Here is a 17,754-nt window from a genome sequence, read left to right on the forward strand (position 1 = left end):
TAATCGCTCTCCGCAACTAGGTCGATTTTTTTGTCTATGCTTCCACTCCTATATGCTGGAAGGTTGTTACATCAAATAACCCTGTGTCTGTTAATTTTAAAGCAGGAATTACTGGTAATGCTACAAAAGAAAATGTCAGTAGAAAATGAAAATCTAAAGTTGGGTTGAGCTTCTGTAAAGCACCGTGTAAGCCAGCTAGCTGTTCCTTCGCCTGCTGTGCTGGTACATCTGTCATTAAGCCCCCGATTGTTAAAGGCATCTCCGCGAGTATTTCACCGTCCGCTACAATAACGAAGCCACCTTGGATTGCCTGAATACGGGAGAGCGCCAGAACCATATCCTCATCATTTGTGCCTACGACAAGAGCATTATGTGAATCATGGGCTACTGTGGTAGCTACTGCACCTTTTTGTAAACCAAATCCTTTCACAATGCCTAAGCCAGTCGTATGCAAATGATGATGGCGTTCGATAACGGCTAATTTCAGTAAATCTTGTTCTACCGATGGCACAAATACGCCTTCTTTCACAGGTACATCTATAACTAAATGATTGGTAATCAGCTGATTCGGCACAATTTCCATCACATTCGCCTTCGTTCCCTTGGTGAATGATAGTTGTAGTCTATCCTTTGTGATGCTTGGTAAATGAACAGAGTGATGAATATGGGCAGGAACTATTGGCTCTTGACGACTTGTCAGCATTTCCCCATTTTCAGCAACTTTATGACCATTCTTCCAAACTGCTTTTGCCTGCATTGTCGATAAATCATTTAAAAGTACGAAATCAGCCTTATAGCCTGGTGCAAGTACTCCTCGATCAAATAAACGATAGCATTCTGCTGTGTTCACGGTTGCTAATTGGATTGCCTGCAAAGGTGTCATCCCTTCCACTATTGCCATCGCAACATCGTAATTGATGCTACCTTCATCAATCAGCTCATCCACATATTTATCATCCGTACAAAAACCAAAGCGACGTGCAGTGTGTGGCTGAACGGCTGGTAATAAATCACGTAAATTTTTCGCTGCTGATCCCTCTCGAATAAGGACATACATCCCCTGCTCTACACGATCAATGGCTTCTTCGGCTGTCACACATTCATGATCCGTCTGAATACCTGCAGCCCGATAGCCCGTTATTTGCTCACTTTGTAAGCCCGCACAATGCCCATCAATAACTAGATCTGCTTCCTTTGATAATAAAATTTTTTGAAGCATCCCCTCTTCTCCATTTAACACAGCTGGGAAATCCATCACCTCCGCTAAGCCACGAACTTGTTCATGGTGCAGAAATGGCTCCAAATCTTGGGCTGTTAATGTTGCGCCAGCATTTTCAAACTGTGTCCCTGGTACACTTGAAGGAAGCATCACAAAAATATCCATATCAGCTTTTTGTGCATCATCCAGCATAAATTGGATTCCTTCTGCTCCTGCTACGTTTGCGATCTCATGTGGATCTGTAATCACGGTTGTAATACCATGAGGAATTAAGACACGACTGAATTCCCCCGGTGTTAACATCGAAGATTCAATATGTATATGGCCATCTATTAATCCAGGAATGACGTAGCTCCCCGCTGCATCCTCTACCACTTTTGCATGAAATCTGTTGTTAGTATCCAGTGCCACAATCATGCCATTCTTCACAACAATGTCCGCTTTCTTCCACGTTAATGTAAAGACATCGGCAACTTGTGCATTTTTAAGAATAAAATCTGCCTCTAATTTACCTTGAGATGATAATATATTTTGCGTTAACTGTTGTAATTTTGTTGTCATAGCCTATACTCCTTTTTCTTTTAAGAACTATCATGCCTGAAAGATGTCTATCATTGCAACTATTAATCGTCAAGTCAGTAAAAAACGACCATTGATTAATGGTCGCTCGAAAATTCTAGCTCTTTTGGTGATTGTCCTTTTTTATTCATCAGACGCATACGAATAGGTTCAATTTTTAAGGTCACCATTTCATCCTGATTGCCAATAAAAATACTCGTAAAAAATTCTGCAATTTTATTTTTAATTCCTTCTTCGTGTACTTCAGTGAGCTTGCCCTCTATTTCCACATAGGTATCACCAAAGCCTCCATTTTCATAGCCATATAAAATATGGGTATATGGATTTTTACGGAGCTCCTCCATTTTCTCAGAATGCTTATTCGTCACAGTATATAACACAAAATCCTCATGTTGGAACGTCATATAGCGCGAATAAGGTTTCCCGTTTTCTACAGTAGCCATCGTTCCAATTTTTTCACGGTTCAAAACTTCTAAAATTTCATCGCGTACAGAAGTCATTTCATCTCATCCTTTCTTCTTACCTATATTTTGCCCTCTCCACCTAAAGCTAAACGGTTTTTTTTGAAAAATGTGAAATGACAAACTTCTGGCAATTTGAAAATCTCTTGTTATAATAATTGGATGGACAACAGGAATTTACGGATGAATGAGGGTTAAAAAATGAAACAAGCTTTTTTTACGCGCTGTTTATTTTTCATAACAGGCATTATCGTGCTATCTTTTGGCATCACATTAACAATTAAAGGGCAGCTTTTTGGTGTAGGCTCTTGGGATGTTTTACATATTGGCTTAACTAAAACACTCGGGTTAACAATTGGTTCATGGTCTATTATTTTAGGACTGGCTATTTTAGCGTTTGATATGCTAATAACGAAAAAATTCCCATTGCCAGGAACTTTTATCGATATGTTTTTAGCTGGCATCTTTATTGATATTTTTAATTATTGGCTACCTGATATCGATGGCTTTTGGATGCAGCTTGTTTCTTACCTAACAGGGCTAGTATTACTGGGCTGGGGCTGTGGTATGTATATGGTGGCTAATTTAGGAATTGGTCCACGTGATACCTTAATGCTAATGATGGTTCATAAACTTGGCTGGAGCGTAACACGTTCCCGTACGACCATGGAAGTTACAGTCGCTGTACTTGGCTTCCTACTTGGCGGTCCTATTGGTATTGGTACGGTGATAATGGCCTTTGGACTTGGACCAATTGTACAATTTGCCTTAACTTATAACGAAAAATTATTTATGAGATGGACGGGCGTGAAAAGCGCCGTCATTTAAGCTTTAAGACAATGCAAAAATGCATTGTCCTTTTTTAGCGAAATAACAAGGAGCCATGTTGGAAAATGGCTCCCTTTTTTCATATTATGCTTCTGGCTCAGATGTATTTTTCCCTGTGGCTTCAATCACTTCAGGCGTGTCGTCCACAGTGTCATCTTCTTGAACATTTTCAGCAGATGGTGGTGTAATCGTCACGAGTGTGTAGTCATCTTCTTGTAAAATTTCAAATGAAAATTGTTGACGAATATCTCCCACGTATAGGGACGTCCCAATTGCTACATTCGTGACATCAATTTCAATTGTTTCGGGAATTTCTGTTGGCTTCACTTTAATACGAACCTCGCGATTAGGCTGTAATAGGAAACCTCCATCTGCTACTCCGATGGCATCCCCGATTACGGTTACTGGAATTTCTACTTCCAGCTCTTCTGACATATTGATCGATTTAAAATCAACATGTTTAATATTCCCCTTTAAAGCACAACGCTGAACTTCTGATAAAACAGCATTAATACGCTTTCCATCAACATCTAATTGAAAAACACTTTTTGTACCATGCGCTGCAAGCAATTTCGCAAATACTCTTGCGTCTAATGTAATGGCTGTTGATTCCATTTGAAAGCCATAGACAACACCAGGAATGGCGCCGTTTTGTCGAAGCTGTGTTAGTGAGGATTGACGTCCTTTTTGGCGTTTATTGGCTGTTAAAACCGTATTCATCGAATATTTCCCCTTTCATGGAAACTAGTCTCATAAATGGTTTTGCCCTTTCCTCGGTTTTTTATACCTGAATAACCTGTTCAAAAAATGAACAAAAAAAGCACCTCTTCGTCTATAGAACAAAGAAGGTGCCTGATCATTACTTATAGTGCTACTTTTTGATTCAGTAAGTCATGTAAGTCGTGCAATTTTTTAATTTCATAATGCGGTTCAATGCCGCTTGTGTTTTCAACATTGCGGATATTAAACCAACAAGTATCAATACCGGACTGTAAACCGCCCTTTATATCGGATGTCAACGAATCTCCAATAATTAACGCTTTTTCTTTATCAAAATTATCAATTCGTTCAAACACATAATCGAAAAAGTCCGGCATCGGCTTTTGATAGCCCGTTTGCTCCGAAATAAAAATGCCTTTAAAATATTGCGCTAAATTCGAATCCACAAGACGTTTATTTTGTGTAACGGTTACCCCATTCGATACTACATATAAATGATAATGATTGGCTAGCTGAGCGATTACCTCATAAGCACCCTCAACATAATGGTGGGCCTCACGCAAATATTTTTGGAAAAGTGATTCGAAATAGGTCCCATCGACTTCTATGCCAAATTCCTTTAAAGCAATCGAAAAACGGGTATTATGTAATGTATTTTTCGTTACTTCTCCACGCTCAAAAGCTCGCCACATCGACTCATTAATTTCTTTGTAACGTGCAATCATCTCGGAAGTAACTACTAAGTTTTCTTCTTTAAACATGCGGTCAAGTGCAGCATTTTCAGCCAAATCAAAATCTAGTAACGTATCATCCACGTCAAATAATAATATTTCATATTTCGTCATGTCCGTACCTACTTTCTATGATGCATTGTGCTATTTTCTCTATCCATGATAACGTTTTTTTAGAAAAATAACAGTAAAACCACCTTTTTCAGAATAGTAGGACTTGTGGGTGCTTTATCTCATCCATTTCGGAGTTAATGGATTTGCGAGCATTTTCCTTTATTGGGTAAAAAAATGTTCATCTAGTCCTAAAATAGCCCTTTCAGTAATTTCATATTTGAAATTATCGATGAATATGAGACAATAGAATGCTAGAAAGGAAGATGTACGAAAGATGACGACCTTACAAAAAATAACGCCTGTCTTTGATCCATGGGAAGCCTATTTAGATGTTGAACAACATGGACAAATGACTCTATCTAATATTGAATTTACAACAACTAACCTTTGTAATATGCGTTGTGCACACTGTGCAGTCGGCTATACATTACAAAATAAAGACCCTGAGGCATTGCCAATAGATTTAATTTTACGTCGCTTAGACGAAATACCTCATTTAAAAACACTTAGTATTACAGGTGGCGAACCGATGATGAGTAAAAAGTCGGTCCAAAATTATGTGTTGCCACTTTTGAAATATGCTCACGAACGAGGTGTACGCACACAAATTAACTCTAATTTAACATTGGAGCCAGCACGATACTTATTAATTGCCCCATATTTAGATGTACTGCATATTTCACATAACTGGGGTACTATCGATGAATTCGTTGAAACAGGCTTTGCCATGATGGAGCGCAAGCCTACTTATGACCAACGTGCAGCCTTATTCCAACGCATGATTGATAACTCAAAAATGCTAGCAGAGCATGGCGTTATGGTATCTGCGGAAACTATGTTAAACAAAAAAACTTTACCATACTTAGATCATATTCATAACCAAATCATCCATGAAATGAAATGTGCACGTCATGAGGTGCATCCTATGTACCCATCAGATTTTGCTAGTGCCCTCACATCCCTCTCACTAGAGGAAACTCGTAAAGCGATCCATCATCTACTAGATATTCGTGATGACAATACATGGATGTTATTCGGAACACTTCCATTTTACCCTTGCAGTACGAATGAAGAGGATCAACGATTACTTCAACGTCTTCGTACAGCGAAAAACGTCACAATGCGTAACGATCCAGATGGCCGTTCACGTTTGAATATCAATATTTTTACGGGCGATGTCATCGTTACTGATTTCGGTGATACACCAGCTCTAGGTAATATTGTACATGACGAGCTTCCAGCTGTGTTTGATAAATGGATGTCAACTGATTTGGCTAAATCACTCAATTGTCATTGTCCAGCTGTTAAATGCCTAGGACCTAACGTTTTAGTAAAAAATATGTATTATCAAGATCAAGCGTTTGTTAGTGGCTCTGGCCGCGTTTAAGCGACTTATAACTAAAGAAACTCCTTTTGAAGAATCTGTATCAAAATGGAGTTTTTTTTTATTGTTTAAAAAAATTTCTCAACTATGTATAAAAAATATGTCGTGGTCTATACTATTAAAGATTTCACTTCAAATCCTATGACTAGGAGGGTTAACCCGATGAGTGCGATTGATCGATAACTCAAAAGGACCATCAAAGCTGAGTAAAGTACAGTTCTTAGGAATATCTTAAGATTCTATGCGGAAGCGAGGCAGTGTGTCATGGAGTATTTAATGTAAGTGGTAATCGACCCGGAAATTTATTTCCGGGTTTTTCTATTTTATGTATGGTAAAAAGCAGTCAAGCCCAATAAAAATCACCTCGAAGCGTAACAACGAGGTGATTTTGTTCTATAATAATTCCTTCGCTAGGAATTTATAGGTATTTAAACGACTTGCTAATTCATATTGATTACAATTCAGCATGACTTCATCAAAGCCATAATGTTCTTGTTCTTTCATTAAAAATGCGGCAATTTCTTTTGGAGTGCCGACAAGATTTGCTTTGCGATTATTGGCGATTGTCATTTTATCCATTTCCGTTAATGGATAGTCCTTTGCTTCTTCAGGTGATATAGTTTGAATAATTTGCCCCTTCATCAGCTGAAGACGAGAAATATCGATTGGCTTTGCCAAGTATTCCGCCTCCTCTATAGTAGGTGCCACCGTCGCCGCATAGGTCACAATGATTTGTGGTTTTTCCATATAATAAGAAGGCGTAAAATAGGCTTTATAGGCATCAAAAATATCCTTCGACATATTGCCCGTGAAAAATTGGGCATAGGAATAACCTACACCTAGCTGCCCTGCCTGCATCGCACTTTGACCGCTTGAACCTAGTAGCCACGCCTCAGGTAATGATATATGAACTGGTGCCGCAACGACTTGATCATAGACATGTTCACCCGTTTTTTGGTTATTCATCAGCTTTAAAATAATTTCAAGCTTATCATATTGCTCAGTGAAGCGTTGTCTTCTTCCTTCTGCAAGCGCATAAATAGAGGCATGATCACCACCTGGCGCTCTCCCCACTCCGAAATCAATTCGATGAGGTGCTAATCCTGACAATGTTTTAAAAACCTCTGCGATCTTATATGGTGAATAATGCATCATCATGACGCCACCTGTCCCGATGCGAAGTCGCTTCGTTTTCGCAGCTAAAAAAGCAGCGGTTACTTCGGGAGCTGAACTTGCCAACGACTGACTATTATGGTGTTCAGCTAGCCACATACGATGATAACCGAGTTCTTCCCCTAATAAAGCTAGTTGTTCTGTACGTTGGAAGGCTTCCTCTGCCGAATGACCCTTTGGTATAGGCATTTGATCTAAAATACTTAACTTCATTCAAAACATCCTCTCTGTCTGTAAGCTCCCCCTTTTAACTGTAATATAGTTCTGCTTATTTACAAAGCAAAAAACCTTACTCATAAGCTAGTTGTTTCATTTCCCATGTTTGATAGACCATGCCGACGAGTTTCTGTTTTTGTTCAGCATTTAGAACATTTTCATTAAATTTCATCGCACGAAGGGAAAATTGCTTTGCTTGTTCGTCAACGACGAATTGTAAAATAGCATGTCCTTTTTCATCTTGAAACGTAATATCACCTGATAATTCTACAACTTGCTCCCCTGTTTTCGCTTGATAATATCGCCAATATGGTTCAAAGAATGCGTAGTTAAATGCATTACGAACTGTGACATCAGAAAAATTCTCCAAATAACCTTCTTTGACGATATCAATATACTCATGATCTGTTATATCTTTTTTTGCATTAAAGACATATCCAACAAGCATCCCCATAAACACAACACAGAGAAATACACGTATATGATTTGCTAAACTCATGTCATCACGTCCCCTTTACGTAAAAACACCATCATTTACATAATACATCAAATTTCTAACTTCAAGTAGAAAATATTTGTTTATTGTAGAAATTATATGAAAACTCTTTATTCAAGCTCCGCAAAACTATATAAAGAGTATTTACAGCCCAACCTCAGTTCGCTACTATCAGATTATCATGATAGAAAAGAGATGACCTGTTGTGCCATTTGATTTAGATTTAAATATTTTAGTCATTCTTATCGTTTTTGGTTTTTTAGCCGCATTTATTGATTCAGTTGTTGGCGGCGGTGGACTTATTTCTTTACCAGCCCTTATGTTTGTAGGTCTTCCACCTTCTAGCGCTGTGGCAACCAATAAATTAGCAGGTACAATGGGATCACTTACGAGTACTTTGACATTTTATCGCTCTGGCAAGCTTGATATTAAAGCGGTCTATAAGCTATTTCCATTTGTCTTTTTCGGATCTATGCTTGGAGCATGGATTGTCCACTTAATGGATCCTAGTGTCCTGAAGCCGCTCATGCTGATTATGCTGGCTGCCGTAGCTATCTATACGATCTTTAAAAAAGATTGGGGAAGCATCACTACCTATAAAAAATTAACACCAAAACGTTATCTATTTTTTGTAGTAGTAATTACAGTCATTGGTTTTTATGATGGTTTCCTAGGTCCTGGCACAGGTTCATTTTTATTATTTGCCTTTCTCATGGTTGGTTTTGATTTTTTACAATCAGCAGGTAATGCGAAATTTTTAAATTTCGGAAGTAATGTTGCAGCCCTTCTTATGTTTATATACTTAGGGCAAATTAATTATGCCTATGGTTTACCAATGGGACTTGCGCAAATTGCTGGGGCCATTGTGGGCTCCAAATTTGCGATTAAACGTGGCAGCGGTTATGTACGTAAGTTATTTATCGTTGTGACCATTCTATTACTCTTGAAAAATACATATGACTATTTCTCATAATCATCTGTTATGCTGACGTATGCCAACAGTATAGAAGGCTAAAACTTATCTCATATTGGGGTAAGTTTTTTTTATGGCTTTCAACTTTTTCCCTCATTTCGTACGTCTAGTACATGTATACAATTTGAAAATGTTAAAAAAGGAGCTTCTTTGGACATGAAAACAAGAAATGCATTTCAACATGAAGAGGTGTTTGTCCAATTCATTCGTGAACAAAAAGAGCGTTTTTATTTGCTCGCGTATAGCTATACAAAAAATGAACAGGACGCACTAGATGTTGTACAGGACAGTGTTCAAAAAGCCATGCTGTCATTAGATCGACTTGAAAATGTTGATTATATGAAAAGCTGGTTTTATAAAATAGTCGTTCGTACAGCCATTGATTTTTTACGAAAGCACAAACGCTTACAAGTAACTGATGATGATACTTTGCAATATTTAACCCCCGCTCAAGAGGATGTCTATGAAAACGTCGATTTAGAGCATGCGTTAGATGAGCTACCGCAAATGTATCGAGAGGTTGTGATTCTCCATTATTTCGAGGATTTAAAGCTCGCAGACGTTGCGAACATCCTTGATATTAAGTTAAGTACAGCCAAATCGCGTCTTTATAAAGCATTAAAACTACTAAAAATACAATTGGAAGATGTGAAGGGAGAAACTGCACATGGATAAAAAATTAAAAAATTTAGAAAAACAATATACAGATGTTTCCATTCCTGAGGAATTAGATTTGGTGGTAGAACGAGCATTAAAGCAAGGTCGAAAAAAGAAAAAGAACCGTACTCCTCAATGGTTGCTTGGCTCGGCAGCTGCAGCTATGCTATTTACTGCTAGTTTAAATGTGAGTCCAGCAATGGCTCGAACACTATCAGACATACCTGTTGTAGGAAGTGTTGTCAAAGTATTAACTTGGACAGAATATGAGGTTGCAGAAGATAATTTTGATGCCAATATTAAAGTACCTGCTATTGAAAATTTAGACAATCAAGATCTTGCAAATACATTAAATGAAAAATATCGTGCAGAAGGCAAAGCTCTCTACGATGAATTTATCACTGAAGTGGGTGATTTAAAAGCCAGTGGCAGTGGTGGTCATTTAGGCGTTGATAGCGGCTTTGAAATTAAAACTGATAATGACCAAATTTTATCGATTGGTCGTTATGTAGTAAATACTGTTGGCTCTTCTTCCACTGTAATGGAATACGATACGATCGATAAAGAAAATGAAATTTTAATTACTTTACCTATGCTGTTTAAAGATAAAAATTATATTGAAGCTATTAGTGAAAATATTAAGGAACAAATGCGTACACAAATCGCTGAATCCAATCAGGATAAAGTCTATTGGGTGAAAGGTGCTGGCATGGCTGATGAAGATTTGATGGAGGAATTTACAGCCATTCAACCTGATCAGCAATTCTATATTTCAGATAAAGGTAAGCTTGTGATTTCCTTTGATAAATATGAAGTGGCACCAGGCTTTATGGGCGTTGTGGAATTTGAAATCCCAACAGACGTCTTAAAGGATGATCTTGTGAGCACAAAATACATCCATTAATTAAATAGGACTTAACGAGGTATTTGACGATTACATCATCAAATACCTCGTTTTTTTCATGGAGATCAACCCATTTTTTGCTTATAAAGCTACTGTTTTTTGTCTAAGCTAATATGTATCAATCAATGTTAGAGGGTTTTCATCATGAAAAGTGTAGGATCCATCAGTATTTTACATGTAATCTTCCTATCAATGACCGTTATTGGCTTAAAAAATCATGTAACTATTATTCCTCCACTGCTAGATGCCGCCAAAAGAGATGGCTGGCTATCTGTACTATTTGCTGGGGGTGTTATTTTCTTTTGGTTATTTTTATTAGTTTACATCCAAAAAAAATCGAAACAGGAACCCATTCGAGACTGGCTCAGCGAAAAAATAGGACAAGTCGCTTCTACTACCATCATCTATATTGTCGCCATTTTTCTATTGATTATCGCAGCATTTACAATGGTGGAAACATTACAATGGGTAAATAGCACATTTTTACCTCAAACACCTGTCCTTATATTATTGTTTGTTTATACCATTCTTTGCATTTTACTAGTGACAACTAGCTTACAAACGATTGTTATTGTCAATGTCTTTGTATTATTTGGAGTTGTAATTCTTGGTTTTTTTGTCGCCTTTACCAATATACAAGTAAAAGATTATAGTTTATTGCGCCCGTTTTTTGAGCATGGTTTTCAGCCTATCATACATGGTATGATTTTTCCTGCTTCAGGATTTATAGAGCTATTATTGCTATTATTTTTGCAGCACCAATTTAAAGAACGTCTTCGTTGGTACCATTTCACTATTATACTGGCTATCTTAATTGGCCTTACATTAGGTCCGTTAATTGGAGCCATTACTGAATTCGGGCCAAGTGAAGCATCGAAACAACGTTATCCTGCCTATGAAGAATGGGGATTAGTGACCATCGGACGCTATATTGAGCATTTAGATTTCTTCTCTATTTACCAATGGTTAACAGGGACTTTCATTCGTGTAAGTTTCCTCTTATATATTGTGGCAGACTTATTAAAAATGACTGGCGATCCAAAGCGTATTTGGCAAATGCTCGCTCCACCCTTCTTCATCATTTGTTTACCGTTAATTATGTTAAATGAAAGCTTATTTTTAAAAGTTAAGGGACATTATATTTTAAGTGCTACGTTTATTTTCTTTTTTGCCTTATCAATTTTTTTCATTGTCGTTGCTTACTTATCGGATAAATCTTCTAAAAAGGGGAAAACTGAAAAACAAGACATGAAAAGTGGTGAATCATAATGTCTCAGCAGGAGCATGAGTTAGATTTAAATACAATAAAAAAACTATTTCAAAAATCCGCAGATATACAATTTCAGCAATATAACTTTAATGAACAAAAGGTACAATTTATAACGTGTGATGCCATGATTGATCAGCAAATGCTGAACGGTGTCATTATTCAGCGAACCCAGTATTTGTATGATCATTTGGATGACGTTTCATTTGAAGAAAATATAGCGAGGCATCTTCATATTCCAAGCCTTCAAAAAATCCAAGATAAGGAACAGCTTATTTCATCCGTTTATAGTGGCTTCCTGTTGATGTATTTTGAGCAAGATCATCTGTTATATGCAAGCAATATCGCTAAAAAGCCTAATCGTAAGCCGGAAGAAACACGTATGGAGGTTCTTGTTAAAGGGCCAAGGGATAACTTTATTGAAGATATCCGCGTCAATATCGCTTTAATTCGCAAACGATTACCGACCAATTCATTTTGCGTCGAAAAGGTGGAGCTCGGAAAACGCTCAAAAACAACAGTGGCAATCCTGTATTTTGAAGATATTGTGGATATGGACATTCTGCATGGTATTAAGAAACAGTTAGCTGCAGTCGATACAGATATTGTTTTTAGTGGTGATTTATTGATGGAACGCGTGAATAAAAACTCGAAATTATTTCCAAAGTTTGATTATACAGGGCGACCCGATTATGCCGTTCAAGCATTAGCAAGGGGCCGCTTTGTTATTTTCGTAGATGGTGTCGCTTATTGCATTATCACGCCTGTGAATCTTTTCTTATTATTGAAATCTGCCGAAGATAATGAATACCCGGTCATTTTTAGTTCTGTAGAACGAGTACTACGGATTCTCGGTATTCTTATAGGATTACTACTGCCTGCCTTTTGGCTTGCTTTAACAACCTACCATCAAAATCAATTGCCATTACAGTTACTGGCAACCGTTGTACAGGCCAAAGCTGGATTACCTCTCCCTTCTTCACTTGAAATGCTACTAATGCTTTTGATGTTTGAATTGTTCCGTGAAGCAGGGCTACGGCTTCCTTCAGTTATTGGGGGAACCATCAGTGTTGTAGGGGGAATCATTATTGGAGATGCTGCAATTCGAGCAGGTGTAACAAGCCCTGAGATGATTGTTGTCATCGCCATCTCTACCATCGCTTCATTTACATTGGTCAATCAATCCCTAGTGACATCCGTCAGCATATTACGTGTTGCCTTTATCCTAGCTAGCGCCTTTTTAGGATTATTTGGCTTTTTTGTTTCTTTATATTTTACACTTCTTTACTTATGCAATATTCGCATTTACGGTTACTCTTACATGAACCTTGCGACAGATTTAAACTGGTCCACCATCAAAAAATCTATTTTTCGTCTAACACCTAAAGGTTACACGGAGCGCAATAAAGCACTTGCTCCTCAGGATGCAACCCGTTCAGCTAATGCCCATATCGAAGACAAAAAAAGTCCAAGAAAATAACTAGCATCCCCTCACATATTGAGGAGATGCTAGTTATTTTTGGCTACATCTTTTGTATGCTCTCTTCGATGGATACTAACCTCGATTCCCAATATCGCTTCATTTCTTCTCTTATTTGTTGATCGGCAAGATGTTCCTGATGAAAGCTAATGGTCGTTTTATTATTTTCTTTGGATAGGATTCGAATTTGTACGGTAGAAGGTCGTTGCCATCCCTCTTTTTGCCAAGTTAGACGGAGTTGCAATAGTGGTTTGACAATCCGAATTTCTCCAGTTCCCACCATTGTACGATACTGATGACCAGGTTCAATAATTATATTTTCCCCTCCTCCTAACCATGCAATCAAACCTTCCTCCCCTGTAATAAGTGACCATGCTTGCTGTTGCGAGATTGGAAACGTTCTTCTAACCCCTACTTGATAACCAACTGTTTTGGTTAGTCCAATACTTTTGTGGCTCTCCATGTCTTAACCTCCATCTATTAATCTGTCATCGTCTATTCACTACTAATAATTCCTCCCTTCTTCTAAAAATCCTTGTCCTATTAGTACTTATCTTTTGTGATAAGTATATAAAAATAGTAAAAGGCAGAAATGCTCTCACACATTTCTGCCTTTTGATAATCGGGCTGACATTATGTTACGTCAGCTCTACATAATCATTTTGAATGCTTTGTTCGTTTTGCCCTTTACGGAATTGGATGTGATGGAGCTTCGCAAAGATACCATTGTGAGCCACTAACTCATCGTAAGTACCATCTTCCTCAATACCTTTTGGCGTCACGACCATTACCCGATCTGCGTTCCTAATTGTTGCCAGGCGATGGGCAATAACTAATGTAGTACGGTTTTCAGCTAGCTCTGATAAAGATTGCTGAATGATCATCTCTGTTTCTGTATCTAACGCAGAAGTCGCTTCATCTAAAATTAAAATTGGTGGGTTTTTCAAGAACATACGAGCAATGGCTAATCGTTGTTTTTGTCCACCGGATAATTTCAAGCCTCGTTCCCCAATTTGCGTATCATACCCATCTGGTAATTCTGCGATGAATGCCTCTAAATGGGCCTTTTTCGCCGCTTCTCGAATTTCTTCTTCACTGGCGTTTAGCTTTCCATAGGCAATGTTTTCACGAATTGTCCCTGTAAATAAGAAGACATCCTGCTGTACAATACCGATTTGAGATCGTAAGGAAGCCTGGGTCATATTGCGAATATCGATGCCGTCAATCGAAATAGCACCTTTTGAAACCTCATAGAAGCGAGGAATTAACGAACAAATGGTCGTTTTACCAGCACCCGAAGGACCAACAAAAGCAATAGTTTGTCCAGCTTTTACATCAAATGAAATATCTTTTAAAACCTGTTTCGAAGTATCGTAATTAAAGTGAACAGTATTGAAGGAAATATTACCATCTAAATGACTAATGACCTTCGCATTCTCACGATCTTGAATTTCTGGTTCCTGCTCAATTAATTCCCGGAATCGCTTAAAACCAGCCATTCCCTTCGGATAAAGCTCTAATAAAGCACTAATCTTATCAATTGGTTTAATGAGTACATTTGTATATAAAACAAAGCTCACTAGCTCCCCGTAAGATAATTTTCCATTAAAGCTTAGCCAAGCGCCGACCACTAACACCATTAATGTAAGGAGGCGTGTCATCATGTAAATACTCGAGTGAGTACCTGCCATTATTTTATAGGCATATAATTTAGCTGTACGGAAAAATCCATTTTGCTCCTTAAAGCGTTTGATTTCAAAATCTTCGTTTGTAAATGATTTCACAACACGGACACCGGACACACTATCCTCTACACGCCCGTTAACATCAGCAATTTTGCCATACATCGTTTTCCAAGCATTGTTCATTTTTATATTACTAAATGTCACAAGCCATGTTAAAAATGGCACCATGATTGCTGCAATTAAAGCGAGTGTTGGGTTTACATTAAACATAATGGCAAAGGCCCCAACAAAGGTCATAATGGCAATGAATAAATCCTCAGGTCCATGATGGGCAAATTCCCCAATATCAAATAAATCATTGGTAATACGGCTCATTATATGACCTGTCTTCGTATTATCAAAAAATCGGAATGATTGCCTTTGTACATGGGTAAATAACTCCTGACGCATATCTGTCTCAATATTAATCCCCAATTTATGCCCTAAATAGTTCACGATAAAGTTTAAAAATGTACTTATTGCATACACTAGCAGCAATAATACACTTATTTTTACAATCATTCCCCAATCGCCTGTTGGTAATAGCTCATCAATAAACCACTGAACGGCTAATGGAAAGGCGAGCTCTAAAATGGCTACAATGATTGCACTTGAAAAATCGATGACAAACAATCGTTTATGCGGCTTATAATAGGAAAAAAATTTTCTATACATGTTTGTCTCCTTTCTAAGTTGTAAAAATTTCGCTATCTTTTAATAGTACCATTTGTGCAAACGTAACGGAAAAGTATTTTTTCTCCATAGCAGTATATTTTTATTTACTTTCAGTTTTTCGCATGCTATGATTGGTGTAAGAATTGAATAGCTTTTGACTTTATTGTCAAAGGGGAGTAGCTAGCGGATGCGATCGAAGCATCTGATTCACATTCGTCATTACATGGTTTCGTACCATCGGGTGTGATGGCATAAATTGTCTCACAGAATAATTTCTGTGCAACGAACAGTAAATTGCTTAGCAAGACCTTTGCCTATTTTTTAGGCAGGGGTCTTTTTCTTTTGCTTAAAATTGGGAAGAATATGTTAGAAGCAACCATTCATTTCTGTTCATTAATTAAAGGAGGAAACAAATTTGGAGGCAATTATTTTAGAATACGCATGGGTACTCGTCGTATTAATTGTATTAGAAGGATTGTTGGCAGCTGACAACGCAGTCGTAATGGCAGTTATGGTTAAGCATTTACCAAAAGCACAACAACAAAAAGCTCTATTATATGGATTAGTGGGGGCGTTTGTTTTCCGCTTCGCCGCATTATTCCTTATTACAACACTCGTTAATTTCTGGCAAATTCAAGCAATAGGTGCAGCTTATCTATTGTTTATGTCTATTAAACATATTTATGATTCACGGAAAGCATCGCAAAGCTCCGATGAGATCCAAGAGCCGAAAAAGCAATCTGGCTTCTGGATGACAGTTGTAAAAGTAGAACTTGCTGATATCGCGTTCGCGGTAGATTCTATTCTAGCTGCGGTTGCTATTGCTGTAACACTACCACATATCGGTGATTTTGATATCGGTGGTATTAATGCAGGACAGTTCGCCGTTATGTTCTTAGGTGGTATTATTGGGGTCATCATGATGCGATTCGCGGCTCGTTGGTTCGTGAAAGTTCTTGATAAATTCCCTTCACTGGAAACGGCTGCATTCCTAATCGTTGGTTGGGTTGGTGTGAAATTAGCTGTGTTAACATTAGCACATGAAAAATTAGGCATTATTCCACATGAATTCCCACATTCTACAATTTGGAAGGCTATTTTCTGGATTGTCCTAGTAGCAATTGCCCTAGGTGGTTACTTAATTGGGGTCAAAAACCAAAAAACCCAAGAACAATAATGATTTTAAAAAATCGCCACGACCTATGTCGAGGCGATTTTCTATTTTATATGAAAGTAGTGATTTTATTTTTTAACGAGTGCCCTCCCCTATGCCAAACAAACAAATTTTCAAGTCATTTTCTACCTCACTAGGTTGCCCTATCCAACTTCCCTTACCAACACTTGACTATACATATGACATAATAGGAAAATGCTTAATTTCCTTGGTTCCAGCAGTTGAGACTAAATATAAAGAAGTGTAAATTCTCTAATTGAGAACGAATATCAATTAAGTTTTGCGCATTTTCCCATGAAATTTAAAATTTTTGTATGAAGAACCGTTAACACTGTATACTAGTGAAGAAGGCATTTACTGCAAAAGGAGGAAAACTTTTATGTTATCTGAAAAACTACACACAGCACTTAATGAACAAATGAATTTTGAATTTTACTCGGCTCATGCTTACATGGCAATGGCGGCATATTGCACAGACCAGGATTATGATGGCTTCGCTAACTTTTTTTTAGTACAAGCCGAAGAAGAACGCTTCCATGCGATGAAATTTTATAACTTCTTAAGTGATATGGGCTACCGTGCAACAATTCAAGGCTTTGAAAGCCCAGGCAATCATTTTGAATCGATTTTAGGTGCCTTTAAAACAGCTCTTTCTCACGAAAAAGAAGTGACGCGCCGTATTTATAATTTATCAGATATCGCTTTAGATGAACGTGAGCATGCGACAATGGCCTTTTTAAAATGGTTCATCGATGAGCAAGTGGAGGAAGAATCTACATTTGATACATTAATTCGTAAAATCGAACGTATCGAAAACGACTCCAACGCTATCTTTATGCTAGATGCAGAATTAGCTACGCGTACATTTACGCCTGATGCAGAAGCATAACATACTTAATAAATTAGCTAACCAATAACAAAGGCTACGAAGTTTCGTCAAAGAAGCTTCGTAGCCTTATTTTTAGTATTTAGATATGTT

At 37.7% G+C, this 17,754-nt stretch carries 17 protein-coding genes; 9 read left to right on the forward strand and 8 right to left on the reverse strand.

Annotated features, from left to right (window positions below; genetic code table 11):
* Nucleotides 1-34: 34 nt before the first annotated feature.
* Nucleotides 35-1,780: an adenine deaminase gene (ade, locus tag MKY88_RS14305; protein WP_328200491.1), complete on the reverse strand. Its 1,746-nt coding sequence runs from the start codon at nucleotides 1,778-1,780 to the stop codon at nucleotides 35-37.
* Nucleotides 1,781-1,875: 95 nt separating this feature from the next.
* Entirely contained in the window at nucleotides 1,876-2,298 is a 423-nt protein-coding gene (locus tag MKY88_RS14310; protein WP_193832360.1) for a pyridoxamine 5'-phosphate oxidase family protein, read from the reverse strand.
* Nucleotides 2,299-2,460: 162 nt separating this feature from the next.
* Here MKY88_RS14310 and MKY88_RS14315 point away from each other — a divergent pair, with 162 nt between their 5' ends.
* On the forward strand, nucleotides 2,461-3,087 hold the full coding sequence (locus tag MKY88_RS14315; RefSeq protein ID WP_008181003.1) for a YczE/YyaS/YitT family protein: 627 nt from the start codon (nucleotides 2,461-2,463) through the stop codon (nucleotides 3,085-3,087).
* Between the two features lie 84 nt (nucleotides 3,088-3,171).
* On the opposite strand, the gene MKY88_RS14320 is transcribed toward MKY88_RS14315, so the two are convergent.
* Both MKY88_RS14320 and MKY88_RS14325 read right to left on the reverse strand, forming a co-directional pair.
* The gene (locus MKY88_RS14320; RefSeq protein WP_069481795.1) at nucleotides 3,172-3,807 is read right to left on the reverse strand and encodes a 50S ribosomal protein L25/general stress protein Ctc; all 636 of its coding nucleotides are present in this window, start codon (nucleotides 3,805-3,807) and stop codon (nucleotides 3,172-3,174) included.
* A gap of 143 nt (nucleotides 3,808-3,950) precedes the next feature.
* Entirely contained in the window at nucleotides 3,951-4,652 is a 702-nt protein-coding gene (locus tag MKY88_RS14325; RefSeq protein WP_069481796.1) for a YjjG family noncanonical pyrimidine nucleotidase, read from the reverse strand.
* Between the two features lie 274 nt (nucleotides 4,653-4,926).
* Here MKY88_RS14325 and yfkAB point away from each other — a divergent pair, with 274 nt between their 5' ends.
* The gene (gene yfkAB / locus MKY88_RS14330) at nucleotides 4,927-6,039 is read left to right on the forward strand and encodes a radical SAM/CxCxxxxC motif protein YfkAB (RefSeq protein ID WP_340813997.1); all 1,113 of its coding nucleotides are present in this window, start codon (nucleotides 4,927-4,929) and stop codon (nucleotides 6,037-6,039) included.
* Between the two features lie 390 nt (nucleotides 6,040-6,429).
* On the opposite strand, the gene MKY88_RS14335 is transcribed toward yfkAB, so the two are convergent.
* Together MKY88_RS14335 and MKY88_RS14340 are read right to left on the reverse strand one after the other, a co-directional pair.
* Entirely contained in the window at nucleotides 6,430-7,422 is a 993-nt protein-coding gene (locus MKY88_RS14335; RefSeq protein WP_258269091.1) for an LLM class flavin-dependent oxidoreductase, read from the reverse strand.
* Nucleotides 7,423-7,498: 76 nt separating this feature from the next.
* The gene (locus MKY88_RS14340) at nucleotides 7,499-7,924 is read right to left on the reverse strand and encodes a hypothetical protein (protein WP_340813998.1); all 426 of its coding nucleotides are present in this window, start codon (nucleotides 7,922-7,924) and stop codon (nucleotides 7,499-7,501) included.
* 202 nt (nucleotides 7,925-8,126) lie between these two features.
* On the opposite strand from MKY88_RS14340, the gene MKY88_RS14345 reads away from it, so the two are divergent.
* From MKY88_RS14345 to MKY88_RS14365, 5 genes are all read left to right on the forward strand, one after another.
* Entirely contained in the window at nucleotides 8,127-8,894 is a 768-nt protein-coding gene (locus MKY88_RS14345) for a TSUP family transporter (RefSeq protein ID WP_340813999.1), read from the forward strand.
* A 156-nt stretch (nucleotides 8,895-9,050) separates the two neighbouring features.
* Entirely contained in the window at nucleotides 9,051-9,569 is a 519-nt protein-coding gene (locus MKY88_RS14350) for a sigma-70 family RNA polymerase sigma factor (protein ID WP_025116216.1), read from the forward strand.
* Nucleotides 9,562-10,455 carry an RsiV family protein gene (locus MKY88_RS14355; protein WP_340814000.1) on the forward strand — a complete coding sequence of 298 codons (894 nt, stop codon included), beginning with the start codon at nucleotides 9,562-9,564 and terminating at the stop codon, nucleotides 10,453-10,455. The genes MKY88_RS14350 and MKY88_RS14355 overlap by 8 nt, the downstream gene beginning before the upstream one ends.
* A 144-nt stretch (nucleotides 10,456-10,599) precedes the next feature.
* Nucleotides 10,600-11,724 carry an endospore germination permease gene (locus MKY88_RS14360; RefSeq protein ID WP_340814002.1) on the forward strand — a complete coding sequence of 375 codons (1,125 nt, stop codon included), beginning with the start codon at nucleotides 10,600-10,602 and terminating at the stop codon, nucleotides 11,722-11,724.
* Entirely contained in the window at nucleotides 11,724-13,202 is a 1,479-nt protein-coding gene (locus MKY88_RS14365) for a spore germination protein (RefSeq protein ID WP_328200485.1), read from the forward strand. The genes MKY88_RS14360 and MKY88_RS14365 overlap by 1 nt, the downstream gene beginning before the upstream one ends.
* Nucleotides 13,203-13,245: 43 nt before the next feature.
* Here MKY88_RS14365 and MKY88_RS14370 read toward each other — a convergent pair whose 3' ends face one another.
* Together MKY88_RS14370 and MKY88_RS14375 are read right to left on the reverse strand one after the other, a co-directional pair.
* Nucleotides 13,246-13,665: an SRPBCC family protein gene (locus tag MKY88_RS14370; RefSeq protein ID WP_328200484.1), complete on the reverse strand. Its 420-nt coding sequence runs from the start codon at nucleotides 13,663-13,665 to the stop codon at nucleotides 13,246-13,248.
* 175 nt (nucleotides 13,666-13,840) lie between these two features.
* Nucleotides 13,841-15,601: an ABC transporter ATP-binding protein gene (locus MKY88_RS14375; RefSeq protein ID WP_328200483.1), complete on the reverse strand. Its 1,761-nt coding sequence runs from the start codon at nucleotides 15,599-15,601 to the stop codon at nucleotides 13,841-13,843.
* A 415-nt stretch (nucleotides 15,602-16,016) separates the two neighbouring features.
* On the opposite strand from MKY88_RS14375, the gene MKY88_RS14380 reads away from it, so the two are divergent.
* Together MKY88_RS14380 and MKY88_RS14385 are read left to right on the forward strand one after the other, a co-directional pair.
* The gene (locus tag MKY88_RS14380; protein WP_193832368.1) at nucleotides 16,017-16,778 is read left to right on the forward strand and encodes a TerC family protein; all 762 of its coding nucleotides are present in this window, start codon (nucleotides 16,017-16,019) and stop codon (nucleotides 16,776-16,778) included.
* Between the two features lie 376 nt (nucleotides 16,779-17,154).
* The gene (locus tag MKY88_RS14385; protein WP_328200482.1) at nucleotides 17,155-17,664 is read left to right on the forward strand and encodes a ferritin; all 510 of its coding nucleotides are present in this window, start codon (nucleotides 17,155-17,157) and stop codon (nucleotides 17,662-17,664) included.
* The last annotated feature ends 90 nt before the right edge of the window (nucleotides 17,665-17,754 follow it).

The sequence above is a fragment of the Lysinibacillus sp. FSL R7-0073 genome, from assembly GCF_038009065.1.
In the GTDB taxonomy this organism is placed as follows: Bacteria; Bacillota; Bacilli; order Bacillales_A; family Planococcaceae; genus Lysinibacillus; species Lysinibacillus fusiformis.

Bases quoted from the DNA above. Each gene is read 5' to 3' on its own strand.
- ade (WP_328200491.1), bottom strand. From the start codon at position 1,780: ATGACAACAAAATTACAACAGTTAACGCAAAATATATTATCATCTCAA.
- MKY88_RS14310 (WP_193832360.1), bottom strand. From the start codon at position 2,298: ATGACTTCTGTACGCGATGAAATTTTAGAAGTTTTGAACCGTGAAAAA.
- MKY88_RS14315 (WP_008181003.1), top strand. From the start codon at position 2,461: ATGAAACAAGCTTTTTTTACGCGCTGTTTATTTTTCATAACAGGCATT.
- MKY88_RS14320 (WP_069481795.1), bottom strand. From the start codon at position 3,807: ATGAATACGGTTTTAACAGCCAATAAACGCCAAAAAGGACGTCAATCC.
- MKY88_RS14325 (WP_069481796.1), bottom strand. From the start codon at position 4,652: ATGACGAAATATGAAATATTATTATTTGACGTGGATGATACGTTACTA.
- yfkAB (WP_340813997.1), top strand. From the start codon at position 4,927: ATGACGACCTTACAAAAAATAACGCCTGTCTTTGATCCATGGGAAGCC.
- MKY88_RS14335 (WP_258269091.1), bottom strand. From the start codon at position 7,422: ATGAAGTTAAGTATTTTAGATCAAATGCCTATACCAAAGGGTCATTCG.
- MKY88_RS14340 (WP_340813998.1), bottom strand. From the start codon at position 7,924: ATGAGTTTAGCAAATCATATACGTGTATTTCTCTGTGTTGTGTTTATG.
- MKY88_RS14350 (WP_025116216.1), top strand. From the start codon at position 9,051: ATGAAAACAAGAAATGCATTTCAACATGAAGAGGTGTTTGTCCAATTC.
- MKY88_RS14355 (WP_340814000.1), top strand. From the start codon at position 9,562: ATGGATAAAAAATTAAAAAATTTAGAAAAACAATATACAGATGTTTCC.
- MKY88_RS14360 (WP_340814002.1), top strand. From the start codon at position 10,600: ATGAAAAGTGTAGGATCCATCAGTATTTTACATGTAATCTTCCTATCA.
- MKY88_RS14365 (WP_328200485.1), top strand. From the start codon at position 11,724: ATGTCTCAGCAGGAGCATGAGTTAGATTTAAATACAATAAAAAAACTA.
- MKY88_RS14370 (WP_328200484.1), bottom strand. From the start codon at position 13,665: ATGGAGAGCCACAAAAGTATTGGACTAACCAAAACAGTTGGTTATCAA.
- MKY88_RS14375 (WP_328200483.1), bottom strand. From the start codon at position 15,601: ATGTATAGAAAATTTTTTTCCTATTATAAGCCGCATAAACGATTGTTT.
- MKY88_RS14385 (WP_328200482.1), top strand. From the start codon at position 17,155: ATGTTATCTGAAAAACTACACACAGCACTTAATGAACAAATGAATTTT.